The sequence below is a fragment of the Sinobaca sp. H24 genome, from assembly GCF_023845525.1.
Window position 1 is genome coordinate 67,778 of record NZ_JALBWT010000017.1, and the last position, 11,931, is coordinate 79,708.

General features: G+C 37.0%; 20 protein-coding genes and 4 pseudogenes. 20 read left to right on the top strand and 4 right to left on the bottom strand.

The window, feature by feature from the left end; translation table 11 throughout:
* Positions 1-49 precede the first annotated feature (49 nt).
* The 5 genes and pseudogenes from MMY81_RS19570 (at position 50) to MMY81_RS19590 (ending at position 4,253) form a co-directional block, all read left to right on the top strand.
* Positions 50-565, top strand: coding sequence for a TRAP transporter small permease (locus MMY81_RS19570; RefSeq protein ID WP_252314168.1), 516 nt, complete (start codon positions 50-52; stop codon positions 563-565).
* Positions 562-1,844, top strand: a pseudogene (locus tag MMY81_RS19575) (TRAP transporter large permease). The gene MMY81_RS19570 and the pseudogene MMY81_RS19575 overlap by 4 nt, the downstream one beginning before the upstream one ends.
* A 31-nt stretch (positions 1,845-1,875) precedes the next feature.
* Positions 1,876-2,196 carry a type 2 periplasmic-binding domain-containing protein gene (locus MMY81_RS19580; RefSeq protein WP_252314169.1) on the top strand — a complete coding sequence of 107 codons (321 nt, stop codon included), beginning with the start codon at positions 1,876-1,878 and terminating at the stop codon, positions 2,194-2,196.
* A gap of 2 nt (positions 2,197-2,198) precedes the next feature.
* Positions 2,199-2,909 carry a TRAP transporter substrate-binding protein gene (locus MMY81_RS19585; RefSeq protein ID WP_252314170.1) on the top strand — a complete coding sequence of 237 codons (711 nt, stop codon included), beginning with the start codon at positions 2,199-2,201 and terminating at the stop codon, positions 2,907-2,909.
* A gap of 91 nt (positions 2,910-3,000) precedes the next feature.
* A pseudogene (locus MMY81_RS19590) lies at positions 3,001-4,253 on the top strand (nickel pincer cofactor-dependent isomerase, group 22).
* Positions 4,254-4,302: 49 nt separating this feature from the next.
* On the opposite strand, the gene MMY81_RS35545 reads toward MMY81_RS19590, so the two are convergent.
* The 4 genes from MMY81_RS35545 to MMY81_RS19595 form a co-directional block, all read right to left on the bottom strand.
* Positions 4,303-4,440, bottom strand: a complete 138-nt coding sequence (locus tag MMY81_RS35545) for a helix-turn-helix domain-containing protein (protein ID WP_374562387.1) — start codon at positions 4,438-4,440, stop codon at positions 4,303-4,305.
* Positions 4,434-4,682 carry a helix-turn-helix domain-containing protein gene (locus MMY81_RS35550; protein ID WP_374562402.1) on the bottom strand — a complete coding sequence of 83 codons (249 nt, stop codon included), beginning with the start codon at positions 4,680-4,682 and terminating at the stop codon, positions 4,434-4,436. Before MMY81_RS35550 ends, MMY81_RS35545 begins: the two co-directional genes overlap by 7 nt.
* A 102-nt stretch (positions 4,683-4,784) precedes the next feature.
* The gene (locus tag MMY81_RS35555) at positions 4,785-5,033 is read right to left on the bottom strand and encodes an AraC family ligand binding domain-containing protein (protein ID WP_374562404.1); all 249 of its coding nucleotides are present in this window, start codon (positions 5,031-5,033) and stop codon (positions 4,785-4,787) included.
* Positions 4,997-5,149, bottom strand: coding sequence for a hypothetical protein (locus MMY81_RS19595; protein ID WP_252314171.1), 153 nt, complete (start codon positions 5,147-5,149; stop codon positions 4,997-4,999). The genes MMY81_RS35555 and MMY81_RS19595 overlap by 37 nt, the downstream gene beginning before the upstream one ends.
* A 354-nt stretch (positions 5,150-5,503) precedes the next feature.
* Here MMY81_RS19595 and MMY81_RS19600 point away from each other — a divergent pair, with 354 nt between their 5' ends.
* The 15 genes and pseudogenes from MMY81_RS19600 (at position 5,504) to MMY81_RS34340 (ending at position 11,922) form a co-directional block, all read left to right on the top strand.
* Positions 5,504-5,581 (top strand): hypothetical protein, encoded by a 78-nt coding sequence (locus tag MMY81_RS19600; protein WP_252314201.1) that lies wholly within the window; start codon positions 5,504-5,506, stop codon positions 5,579-5,581.
* Positions 5,582-5,631: 50 nt separating this feature from the next.
* Complete coding sequence (locus MMY81_RS19605) at positions 5,632-5,781, top strand: hypothetical protein (RefSeq protein ID WP_252314172.1); 150 nt, start codon at positions 5,632-5,634, stop codon at positions 5,779-5,781.
* Entirely contained in the window at positions 5,781-6,122 is a 342-nt protein-coding gene (gene dctP, locus MMY81_RS19610) for a TRAP transporter substrate-binding protein DctP (RefSeq protein ID WP_252314173.1), read from the top strand. The genes MMY81_RS19605 and dctP overlap by 1 nt, the downstream gene beginning before the upstream one ends.
* Before the next feature lie 338 nt (positions 6,123-6,460).
* On the top strand, positions 6,461-6,778 hold the full coding sequence (locus MMY81_RS35560; protein WP_374562407.1) for a TRAP transporter small permease: 318 nt from the start codon (positions 6,461-6,463) through the stop codon (positions 6,776-6,778).
* 122 nt (positions 6,779-6,900) lie between these two features.
* A pseudogene (locus MMY81_RS19615) lies at positions 6,901-8,119 on the top strand (TRAP transporter large permease).
* A gap of 36 nt (positions 8,120-8,155) precedes the next feature.
* Positions 8,156-8,401: a UxaA family hydrolase gene (locus MMY81_RS36335; RefSeq protein WP_483882494.1), complete on the top strand. Its 246-nt coding sequence runs from the start codon at positions 8,156-8,158 to the stop codon at positions 8,399-8,401.
* A gap of 32 nt (positions 8,402-8,433) precedes the next feature.
* Positions 8,434-8,742 carry a hypothetical protein gene (locus MMY81_RS36340; RefSeq protein ID WP_483882495.1) on the top strand — a complete coding sequence of 103 codons (309 nt, stop codon included), beginning with the start codon at positions 8,434-8,436 and terminating at the stop codon, positions 8,740-8,742.
* Positions 8,743-8,851: 109 nt separating this feature from the next.
* Positions 8,852-9,034 carry a hypothetical protein gene (locus MMY81_RS19625; protein ID WP_252314174.1) on the top strand — a complete coding sequence of 61 codons (183 nt, stop codon included), beginning with the start codon at positions 8,852-8,854 and terminating at the stop codon, positions 9,032-9,034.
* Positions 9,004-9,276: a UxaA family hydrolase gene (locus tag MMY81_RS19630; protein ID WP_252314175.1), complete on the top strand. Its 273-nt coding sequence runs from the start codon at positions 9,004-9,006 to the stop codon at positions 9,274-9,276. Before MMY81_RS19625 ends, MMY81_RS19630 begins: the two co-directional genes overlap by 31 nt.
* Positions 9,277-9,613: 337 nt before the next feature.
* The gene (locus tag MMY81_RS19635) at positions 9,614-10,012 is read left to right on the top strand and encodes a UxaA family hydrolase (RefSeq protein ID WP_252314176.1); all 399 of its coding nucleotides are present in this window, start codon (positions 9,614-9,616) and stop codon (positions 10,010-10,012) included.
* The gene (locus MMY81_RS19640; protein ID WP_252314177.1) at positions 9,939-10,577 is read left to right on the top strand and encodes a UxaA family hydrolase; all 639 of its coding nucleotides are present in this window, start codon (positions 9,939-9,941) and stop codon (positions 10,575-10,577) included. The genes MMY81_RS19635 and MMY81_RS19640 overlap by 74 nt, the downstream gene beginning before the upstream one ends.
* A gap of 14 nt (positions 10,578-10,591) precedes the next feature.
* A pseudogene (locus MMY81_RS19645) lies at positions 10,592-10,774 on the top strand (UxaA family hydrolase); the annotation flags it as partial.
* A 197-nt stretch (positions 10,775-10,971) separates the two neighbouring features.
* Positions 10,972-11,178, top strand: a complete 207-nt coding sequence (locus MMY81_RS34330) for a PfkB family carbohydrate kinase (RefSeq protein WP_308215406.1) — start codon at positions 10,972-10,974, stop codon at positions 11,176-11,178.
* Positions 11,141-11,386 (top strand): PfkB family carbohydrate kinase, encoded by a 246-nt coding sequence (locus MMY81_RS34335; RefSeq protein ID WP_308215407.1) that lies wholly within the window; start codon positions 11,141-11,143, stop codon positions 11,384-11,386. Before MMY81_RS34330 ends, MMY81_RS34335 begins: the two co-directional genes overlap by 38 nt.
* Before the next feature lie 17 nt (positions 11,387-11,403).
* Positions 11,404-11,922, top strand: a complete 519-nt coding sequence (locus tag MMY81_RS34340; RefSeq protein WP_308215408.1) for a carbohydrate kinase family protein — start codon at positions 11,404-11,406, stop codon at positions 11,920-11,922.
* Positions 11,923-11,931: the final 9 nt, after the last annotated feature.

The window sequence follows — 11,931 nt, forward strand, 5'->3', positions numbered from 1 at the left end:
AAGTAAAAAAGAGATAAAATAAAAACCATTTATAGAAAGAGGGGGAAGAATGAAAATAGTAATAAAAATACTTAACGGAATACTTCATTGGACTATTACTGTTTTTTTCTTAACAATGGTTTTTCTTGTTTTTTTCAATGTTGTACTACGCTACGGTTTTAGTTCAGGAATTACCTGGTCCGAAGAAATGAGCAGGTATTTATTCGTTTGGATTGTCTTTCTAGGAGCTATTGTAGCTTATAAAGAAAAGGCTCATTTGGCGGTTGATGTACTTATTGGAGCTTTGCCAAGAAAGCTGCAGAAAGTGTTATATACAATTAATAATCTTATTGTTATTACGGTTTTAGCGCTTTTTATAGATGGTGGACTTCAAATGTTTGAAAGCGCTTCGAATAGTTATGGACCTGCTACGGGCGTGCCTCTATCTTTTTTATATTTAGCAGGATTAATATCTGCTTTTACTATGGCTGCATTGGCAGTGATCCAAACAATAGAATTTGTCTTTTTCAATAAAAGTGACCCTCCTTGGGCTAAGCCAATAAAAGGAGGCGAAGAAAACATATGATTTGGATATTTTTAGGTGTGCTATTCTTTTTCCTTTTCCTTGGTGTTCCCGTCGCTTTTTCATTGCTGTTAAGCGGCATAGCAATGACAATGGTGCTGGGAATATTCGATACTCAAATTATTGCGCAAAATTTGGTGAATGGGGCGAACAACTTTCCTTTAATGGCCATTCCTTTCTTTATTTTAGCAGGAGAAATAATGAATGCTGGAGGAATTTCGAAAAGAGTGGTTCATTTTGCTTCTACATTAGTAGGACATATAAGAGGGGGCTTGGATATGTAACTATTCTTGCTGGATGTATGTTTGCAGGTCTTTCAGGCTCGGCAGTGGCAGATGCAGCCGCACTTGGAGCTATACTTATTCCTATGATGGCTGCCAGAGGATATGATGTAAGACAAGCCTCTGGACTAGTGGGTTCATCTGGTATTATTGCTACGGTTATTCCACCAAGTATTCCTTTGATTATGTTTGGTGTTATTGGTGGTGTTTCGATTACCCAATTATTTATGGCTGGTATAGTGCCTGGTCTGCTTATGGGAATAGGCTTGATGATAGCGTGGTATTTTGTATCACGAAAAGGCAGTTACGAGGTAATGGAAAAAGCTACAGGTAAAGAAAGATTTAAAGCTTTTTTTCAAGCCATCTGGGCTCTTTTGTTACCTGTGATAATTATTGTTGGATTAAGAGGGGGAATATTCACTCCAACTGAAGCTGCGGTTGTAGTAGGGGTTTACGCATTTGTACTAAGTTTTACCGTTTACCGAGGGGAATTGTCGCTTAAAGATGTCCCCAATATAATAGTCAGTTCTGCAAAGACAACAGGTATTGTAATGTTTCTTGCGGCTTGCGCGCTTGTCACTTCCTGGGTTATTACAGTAGCACAGGTTCCGACAGAAGTAGCACTCTTTATCACTGGTATCACAGATAATCCGACATACTTATTATTGATTATTGTGGGATTACTTCTACTAGTAGGATTTGTAATGGATCTCACACCTGCTGTACTTATCTTTACTCCGGTGCTTCTTCCTGTAGTAGAGCTAGTGGGAATTGATCCAGTCTTTTTCGGAATTATTATGGTAATTACTTTATCCATCGGTTTAATTACACCGCCGGTTGGTACTGTGTTATTTGTAGTAAGTGGTATAGGTAAAATCAGCTTAGTCGAAGTAACGAAAGGAATCTGGCCGTTCTTGCTTGTTCATACGATTGTCTTAATACTACTGATTTTGTTCCCGGCTCTTGTTACTATTCCATTGGAATTTTTCTATGGTGATTAAAAAGAACTTACATTTAAAAGGGGGAAGAAAAATGTTAAAGAAAAAATGGTTATGGGGAACGCTTATTACGACGGCAGTAATCACAAGTGCATGTGGAGGCGGGGATGATGAATCTGGAGATAACGGAGAAGCTGGAGGGGAAGAACAGGAACATAATATTCGAGTGGCAAACTATTTTGCCCAGGATCACCCGCAAAATGTGGCATTAGAAGAAAGATTCAAGCAGCTTGTGGAAGAAAATTCAGGAGGTAGTTTATCTGTTGAAATTTATCCTGACAGCCAACTTGGTGCAGAAGAAGAGTTTTATGAAGGAGTAAGATCAGGAACAATAGAAATGGAATACCAGGTATGATCATGCAGGATTCTGTTGAAAAATTGGGAGTTCCAGAATGGCCATTTCTCTTCGAAGACTATGATCATGTGCAAGCTGTATTAAATGGAGAAATAGGGGAAGAGTTAACTGAAGATTTAGAAGAAACACACGGGGTCAAAGCTCTATCCTGGAGTGCAAATGGTTTTAGAATGATCTCTGCAAACCGTACTATCGAGAGTATGGAGGATTTTAATGGATTTCGTCTTCGGACGCCAAATATCCCCAACTATATTGAACTGGCAGAGCGTCTGGGAACTAACGTATCTCCGCTTCCAATTGACGAAATATTTACAGGTCTTGAGCAAGGTGTAATAGATGGACAGGAAAATCCAGTAGCTACTGTCCGTGCATCCGGTTGGTATGAAGTTCAGTCTGACGTATTGGAGTCAGAGCATATGTTTAGTCCTAACATGTATGTTATTAATTCTGATTTCTGGAATGATTTGAGTGAGGATCAGCAGCAGGTGGAAGAGGCAGCTATCGAATCAGCTGAATATGAATTTCAATTAATGGAAGACAGCTACGAAGAAGATAAAGCCTTTTTGGAAGAGGAAGGAGTAAACTTTACAACTCCAACAGATGAGTTTAGAGAAGAAATGAGCGATGCTGCCGAGCCTATGTATGATCAGTTTTATGAAGAATACGAGTGGGCAGAAGATTTAATACAACGAATTGAAGAAGAAGCTGAATAATAGAAGAAGTATACTGGAGAAACGCGACGTTTCTCCTTTTCTTTATTTGATTTTTTACATGAAATAATTAAAGGAGAAAGGAAATAATAAAATGTCTATTATTGAAGAGTTATTAGAACCGATTTCTATTCCTAAAATGATTAAAATACGCCAGCATTTCGATGTTAAAGAGATCTCTGACACTGCATTAGAAGTACAAAAAGTACTGCAGGAGTCAGATGCAATGAAGAAAATTAAGCCGGGTGACAAAGTAGCCATAGCAGCGGGAAGCAGAGGCGTAGCCGATTTACCTATTTTTAGTGAGGGAAACAGTCAGGGAGATAAAAAAATTAGGCGGTGTCCCTTTTGTTGTTCCAGCTATGGGCAGTCACGGTGGAGCGACCGGAGAAGGTCAAAAAGAGGTGCTGCAAGAGCTTGGAGTAAGTGAAGAAAATATAGAAGCACCTATTCATTCAAGTATGGATGTCGTTTCCGTCGGACAGCTTCCAATAGGACTGCCCATTTATACAGATAGAAATGCTTTTGAATCTGATCATATTATTATCATAAATAGAATTAAACCACACACGGCTTTTCGTGGAAGAGTGGAAAGTGGTTAATGAAAATGGTGACAATTGGTCTTGGGAAACAAAAAGGAGCTGAAGCAGCCCACCTTTATGGTTTTAACACATATGGCCGAACATGTTCCGGAAATGGCAAAGATTGTATGCAGAGAAGCTCCAGTGTTATTAGGATTAGGTACACTGGAAAATGCGTACGATAGGCCGGCTAAAATTGTGGCCGTAGCGGCAGAAAGTTTATATGCAGAAGAACCTTTACTGCTGGAAGAAGCAAAATCGTTTATGCCTGGAATCATGCTTAACCCTATTGATGTGCTAATTGTGGATGAAGTCGGAAAAGATATTTCCGGGGATGAATGGATCCAAATATTACCGGGAGATTTGCTACGCCTTACGCTCAAGGAGGGGCTGATGCTTCTAAAGTAGTGGTTTTAAGGCTAACTGATAAAACACATGGAAATGCAAATGGTTTAGGATTAGCCGATGTTACGACAAAAAAAGCATTTGAGCAAATAGAATGGCACAAAGGATATGCTAACGCACTAACAAGTACAGTACTGGGCACGGTAAAAATTCCGATGTTTCTAGACAATGAAGAACTTGCAGTTAAAGCAGGAATCAAAACATGTAATACATTAGAAGTTGATAAAGTGAGAATTGTGCGTATTGAGAACACTTTAGAACTAAAAGATATGTATATTCAGAAGGTCTATTGGATGAAGCAAAAAGTAATCCCAATATAGAAATATTGTCGGAACTCCAGCCATTATCTTTAGACAAATAACTGGTGGTTAAAGAAGCCCTTTTAAGAAGAGGGCTTCTTTCTCAATTTGTTATATACGCTTATTTTTTCTGTATTCATGAGGAGTAATAGAGGTTTTTCTTTTAAAAGTACGATAAAAGTGGGGCATGCTGTTATAACCACATTTTTCAGCAATATTTTCAATGTTGTCAGTAGTTGAGGTTAACATTTTTTCGAGAGTTCAATTCTTTTATTCATTATATAATCACTTAATGACAAGCCTATTGTACTTTTAAACGAACGACTTAAATAAGTTGGCGAAATGGATACATAAGAAGCCATTTCATGTAAACTCAATTCATTTGTAATGTTCTCTTCAATATAAATAAGCAGCGGTCTTATCCAATTTGGTTCAGTGCCGGTTGACGCATTAAACTGAATCCATGCCGTTTTACAAATAACAGAAGCCAGTGAAGGTGAATAGTCAAAAAGTACAGTGGTGTTCTTTTACTTCTAAATATTCTCTATTCATTATTTCGAGATGAGATTCTAAGTTCAATAGATAGTTCATATTTATACAATATTTATATTCCTTTTCTTGCGGGAATGTTCATAGAGAGAAAAAAAGACTGATTGCGAAGCAGACATCACGTTTCCTAAAGCATACTTGGAAAAAAATATAGCAGTAGTAACAATTTTATTATTGGCTTCTAATATCATACGGTGAATTGTATTGGGGGGTACTAAAATTAAATCTCCCGGACCAATGTTGTAAAAGTTTTGGTCTATAAAAAACCTGGCATTGCCTTCATGAATATAAATGAATTCATACCAATCATGAAGGTGGTCTGGAAGTTCTTCCTGACTTCCTTTTTTTCTCGGTACAATAAAGATAAAGGCATATCGGCGTACTTCGGTTCTTTTTGAACTACTTTCATTTATAGCAACCTCCTTCCTTAGAGCAAAATAAGTTATAAATCAACTAACATACGCAATATTTATACCTTATATTTCATGCTATTCTTATCTTAACACATTTAAGAAAGCGCTATCATTCACTTGTGCAATAGTCATCTAATGAATGTAGGAGGGATATCATGAAAAAATATTTTTTAATTTGCAGTACCGCTTGTTTATTTTTATAGCGGGATGTGAAGTATCTGCAGAAACTACTGCTGATAAGGAGAATATGTTGTAAATATAGCTTATGGAAACCAACCTGACGAACCAATTGGCCTGCAGGCTCAAAATGGAAAGAATTAGCAGAAGAGAAAAGCAATGGACAATTGCAGTTGAATTTATATCCAAGCTCCCAGCTTGGAGATGAAGGAGACATGATCGAGCTGGCTATTAATGGAAAAACGTTGTAGTTTTCACTGCTTATGATTTTCTAATGGACTATGTTCCGGATTTTGGAATAATGAACGCGCCTTATATTGCAGATAGTGAAGAAGATCTTTTTTATCTCACTCAAACGGACTGGTTTGGAGGTTTGGAACAGGACTTAAAAGATGAGGTAGGTTTAGAAATTGTAGCCACACGAATACTCTATACGGAGACAGACACCTGATGACCCAAACTCCTGTAAATACTCCGGATGATTTAGCTGGAATGAGAATAAGAGTTCCTGACAATAACTTATTTATTCGTTCATTTTCAACATTAGGAGCATCACCGACACCACTTCCTTTAGGCGATCTTTATGCTTCTCTTCAACAAGGAGTGATTGATGGTGCGGAAAATCCTCTTCCAGTACTGGCTGGATCGAGAACACATGAAGTAACTAATTATTTAAATCTAACAGGACATATGACTGTTTATAAATCCTTGGGTGACTGGAGAAGGTTTAATAGAAGAAATGCCAGAAGATTTAAGGGCCATTTTTATGGAAACTGCAGAAGAGGCGGGTAACTATGGACAAGAAAAAAACAAAAGAAGCTGAAAAGGAAACTATAAAAATGTTTGAAGAAGAAGGATTATTATGAATGAAGTAGATCAAGATTTATTCAAAAAAGAAGCTGAAGAACTTTACGAATCTATGCCAGGCTGGAGCGAAGGTTTGCATGAAGAAATTTCAAAACATCCTGGATAATCGCTAGTTTAATAGAGAAAGCAGGAGATAAAGATGAAAAATAAAAATAATAACTGCTGTAGATAAACTAGATGAGATCATAAGTATCTTTGCGCTTACGGGAATCATCATTGTAGTTAGTGCTAATGTATTTTTTCGATTTATACTAAATGCTCCTATACCGTGGGCAGAGGAAATAAGTCTGGGACTTTTCGTCTGGCTTACTTTTGTGGGTGCAAGTGTCGTTATGAAAACAAATGATCATATAAGTGTCGATTACTTTGTGAGAAAGCTGCCTGTAAGGTTTTTTATTCTTTCTCAGAAACTCCGAATAGGACTTTTGTTTTTCATTACTTTGGTAGTTTTTATTATTTGGGGACTTACATTAGCTCTTCAATCTACCTGGAGCATCACACCAGTATTAGGAATTAATTATTTATGGGGTATATTTGGCGGCACCAGTAGGAGGTACCTTGTGTCTTTGGCATTTAGTTAAAATAGGAATGGATAAAAATCATACCGTACTGTTAAAAGAGGAGGAGATTGAATAGTGTTATTACTAATTGTCGTTAGTGTTATCTTAATACTTCTCTCTTAAAACGTCCTGTGGCTTACGCCATGTTATTGGGATCTGCTATATATTTTATAACAAGCGATAGTTTCACTAGTGAAACTTTAACTCAAAGGACGATAAGCGGAGTTGAATCTTTCCCTCTGCTCGGAATCGTGTTTTTCATTACTGCCGGCATTTTAATGAATTATACCGGAATTACTTCTAGAATAATAAGATTTGCACGTGTAGTTACAGGGCATTTAACCGGCGGGCTTGGAAAAGTAAATGTATTACTAAGTATGCTGATGGGAGGACTCTCAGGCTCTAACGTAGCAGACGCGGCGATGCAGTCAAAAGTTTTAGTGCCTGAAATGGAAAAAAGGGGTATGACCGTGGATTTGCAGCAGCTATTACGGCTTCAAGTTCATTAATCACGCCTATTATTCCACCGGGAATTGCATTAATTCTCTATGGGTATATCGGTAATGTATCAATAGGTGATCTATTCATAGCTGGAATTGTGCCGGGTATCTTATTGTGTATTATGTTATTGTTGTTCGTTCATTTTAAATCGCAAAGTAGAGGGTTCGAAACAGAACCTATACCAAAGGCTTCATTTAAAGAAGTAATAATTGCTTCTAAAGATGCGCTATTAGCAATATGTCTGCCAATTATTATAATCGGGGGATTCGTATAGGCGTTTTTAGCCCTACAGAAGCTGGGGCAGTCGCCGTTTTATACGCCCTTATTTTAGGCTTTATAGTATATAGAGAAATGAAATGGAGAGATTTAATAAATGCTTTCAAGGAATCTATCCATATAATCGCAATGGTTATGATAATTATAGCTGCCGGTACTGCATTTGGATGGATTTTAACACTAGAACAAATACCCCAAATGCTTACTAGTGGGGCAACTTCTTTTGTTGAAAACCCATACTTATTTTTACTTATAGTTATGGCTTTTCTATTAGCTATTGGTATGTTTGTAGAAGGGAACGTTCTTCTAATTATTTTAACCCCTATCTTTATTCCAATGCTCAGCGTCTACAATATAGATCCGGTCCATTTCGGTATTTTCTTTATTCTTTGTATGAGTGTTGGAACGATAACTCCCCCAATTGGCACTATTATGTTTACAGTTTGTGCCATAACAAAAGTAAAAGTTGAACACTTTATTAAAGAAATATGGCCATTATGGATAATACTGGTATTAGCAATTCTTTTAATAGCATATATTCCATTATTGTCCTTGCTGCTCCCATCAGTCCTGGCAGGCAGTTGATCACCAGAAGTACTTTAAAAAAGGAGGAAACAAAAATTGTCTTATACATTTAAAGGATTTCCAAGAGAAGATGGATCGGTTGGCACTAGAAATTATATAGGAGTAGTTTCTTCAGTAATATGCTCTAGTACAGTAGTCAGAGATATAGCGGAAAAAATACCTTCCGCTGTTCCTTTCATTCACGGAAATGGCTGTGCCCAAATAGGGGATGATTTTCAATTAACAAAAAACGTATTAATGGGAGTGACAAAAAATCCAAATTTGTATTCCTCCTACTGGTAGGTTTAGGTTGTGAAACGAATCAAGTATCAGGAATGATGACTTCTCTTCCTAAAACAAAGCCGCTCAAAGGTATAACTATTCAAGGATTGGCTGGAGGGGAAAACACAATTAACCAAGGGATAGATACCGTAGAAAAATGGGCAGAACAAGCTTCCTTCCAAAGCAGGGAAACGATGCCGCTTTCTGCTTTGAATTTGGGTGTATTATGTATTGACTTGGATAAGAAAGATTTAAATCAATTCCGGTCTTTAATCGGGAAATTAATCGATAAATTAATTGATGCTGATGTCACAATCACTTATGGATTCTCCAAAACCCTTGAACCTGCAGGAAAAGATTAGCAGAAAGAGCTAAAAACACTGAAGATAAAAAAAACCTTCATGGTGTTTCAGAAGGCATGAAAAGAGAACGATGGAAAAAAATAAAAAATGAAGGGGAAAGTATTAATCAATGGACAAAAGAGGAGGCGAAGCAGCAGCAAAAGAAGCAGAGCTTACTGGTACTAAACCTATAAATAGTGTATTAAGCTATGGTGATTACCCAAAAGAGAACGGCTTACATTTATTGCATGTGCCAGACAATATATGGAGGCACTATCTGGAATGGCATCTGCAGGGTGTGGAGCAGCACTAGTCATCAGCAGTCGAGGTATATTTACGGGTTCGGTAGCTATGCCAAGTATTATGATTGCTCCGTCAAGTGAAGGAGGTATGTATGATGAATTGATAGATTACAAAATTTCTTCAAAAAATGTTGAAACACAAATGGAAGATATTACAGAAACTATAATTAATGTTTGTTCCGGGCAAAAATCAAGCATAGAAAATTTAGATCTGGGTGAATTTTCAATTTCCCACTCGGGTACGCCATTCTAAAAAGAGGGAGATAGTATGATCAAAAAAAACAAACGCTCTTATTTTAAATGCGGAGGACAATGTAGCAGTAGCACTCACTGATTTAAAGTCAGGAACTGAAGTGATTATAAATAACAGCAACAGGAAATGGATTGTTACAGATAATATTCCGTATGGGCATAAGCTTGCTGTAACAGATATTTTAAAAGATGAAAAAATTTTTAAAGTATGGTGAATGGATGGGGGTAGCTACTACTTCTATTTCAAACAGGGGGTCATGTTCACGTTAAAAATGTTAGAGGTCTGAATGAAAAAGAACGGGAAAAAGTTCATATTATAAGTGAAGAGGAGGCATCAAATGAATAAATTTTTGGGATATAGGCGTAGCGACGGTACTATAGGTGTACGGAATCATGTAATTGTAATAAACACCCATGGAGAACTAGCAGGCATTTCTAAAAAAATCGCCTCGCTTGTTCCACATGTTATCCCCGTAACTCATCAAACAGGTCACGCTCAATATCCGGAGGATATTGAACAATCAGTAAGAACTTTAAAAGGAACGGCTGCCAATCCAAATGTGAGCGCAGCATTGATAATAGGCATGGGAATAGACGATCCTGCCTATGGAATGGCAGAAGAACTACAAGCACAAGGGAGAATGGTTCATGCTATTACTATGAATGAAAATAGGTCTATATCTGACGTATTTAAAAGAAGCGAAAGAGTGGTTAACAAAAGCCGTAGTATACAGTGAAAGTCTGGAAAGAGTAGAAGCAGAGGCTAAAGAGTTAACAATTGGGTTAGAATGCGGCGGTTCAGATGCTTGGTCTGGAGTTACAGCAAATCCAGCTATTGGGGTATGTTCAGATAAAATCGTTGAAGTTGGAGGCACCAGTATATTAGGTGAGACAACAGAAGCAATTGGAGCAGAACATCTTCTTGCAAAAAACGCCGTGAACAGAGAAGTGGGGAAGCAATTTTTAACAATAGTGAAAGATTATGAAGAGAGAATAAAAGCAGTTGGTGAAGATATACGGTCAGCAAATCCTGCTCCTGGAAATATAGTAGGCGGACTTACTACTTTAGAAGAAAAGTCGCTAGGGTGTATTAAAAAAGGTGGAAGTTCTCCATTAAATGAAGTTGTTCAATATGCTGACAAACCGAAAGAAAAAGGTTTTGTTTTTATGGATACACCTGGATATGATGTAGAATCAGTGGCTGGATTTGCGGCCGGTGGAGCTCAAATTGTACTGTTTTCTACAGGGAAAGGTTCTCCTACTGGTTCTCCAATAGTGCCAGTTATTAAAGTAGGAAACTAACCCAAAAACTTTATGACAATATGCCTGATCATATTGATGTGAATGCAGGTAAAATTTTAGAAGGAACAACTACAATTCAAGATATAGGCGATGAAATATTCAATAAAATATTTAGTGTTGCTGAAGGAGAAACTACAGCTTCGGAAAAGAACAAGCATCAAGAGTTCAGTATTTGGAGACTTGCTGAAACAATGTAAACAGAATTAATCTATAAAAGAATATTAAAATACTCAATGTTCTTTTATAGAAATATTTTATTTTTCACACTAATAAATTTTAAAATTCAGAAAAAAACTAAAATCATTTGACTGGATAATGAAGATATAATACAATTCAGTTATAAATATAAAACTGAGTTTTATAATATAAAACAATAATTTCCGGAGGTGAGTCAATGGACGTTATAACAATTGGAGAAACAATGGCTTTGTTTTCTCCGAATACTCCTGGCCGCATGAGATACGCATCTAGTTTTGATAGGAAATTTGGCGGTGCTGAATCTAATCTGGCTATAGGTCTTGCTAGGTTAGGACATGAAGCAGGGTGGATTAGTCAGATTGGTAATGATGAACTGGGAAAGGCAATGCTTTCTTTTTATTAGAGGAGAAGGGGTTGATGTAAGTAATGTAAAAATTCACAGCGAAAACCCTACAGGTATTTACTTTAAAGAGTTTAGAAGAGCAGGAGAAATTAAAGTACAGTATTACAGAAAAGATTCAGCAGCAAGTCAAATGAGTATAGATGATATAAATTTTAATTACATCGAAAAAGCAAAATTTCTCCATGTGACTGGAATTACCCGGCTTTAAGTAATACTTGTAAACATATGATTTTTGAAGTAGTAAAATTTGCTAAACAGAAAAATGTAACCGTTATCTTTGATCCTAATGTAAGAAAGTCTTTATGGGGTGAAGCAGAAGCTAGAACTACGCTTATTGAATTATCTGCGTTAGCTGATGTTGTTTTACCAGGGTTAGAAGAAGGTGAATTTCTATTCGGCACCAATGATCCCGAGAGAATAGGAAATATGTTTTTAGAAAATGGAGCTAAAAAAGTTATTTTAAAGTCTGGCAAAGATGGTACATATTTTTTTGACAAAACTAGCAGCGACTATATCCCTGCATTTAAATTAGAACAAGTGATAGATCCCGTGGGAGCAGGTGATGGTTTTGCTGCAGGGTATTTGTCAGGAAAGCTTGATGGATTAGAAGATATTGAATCCATTAAACGTGGAAACGCGGTAGGAGCTCTCGTCACACAAGCATTAGGAGATGTAGAGGGTCTTCCCGAAAAAGAGGAAATACAGGAATTTATCGAACAATTAAACAGTGATATTACTAGATAGGAGGGCATA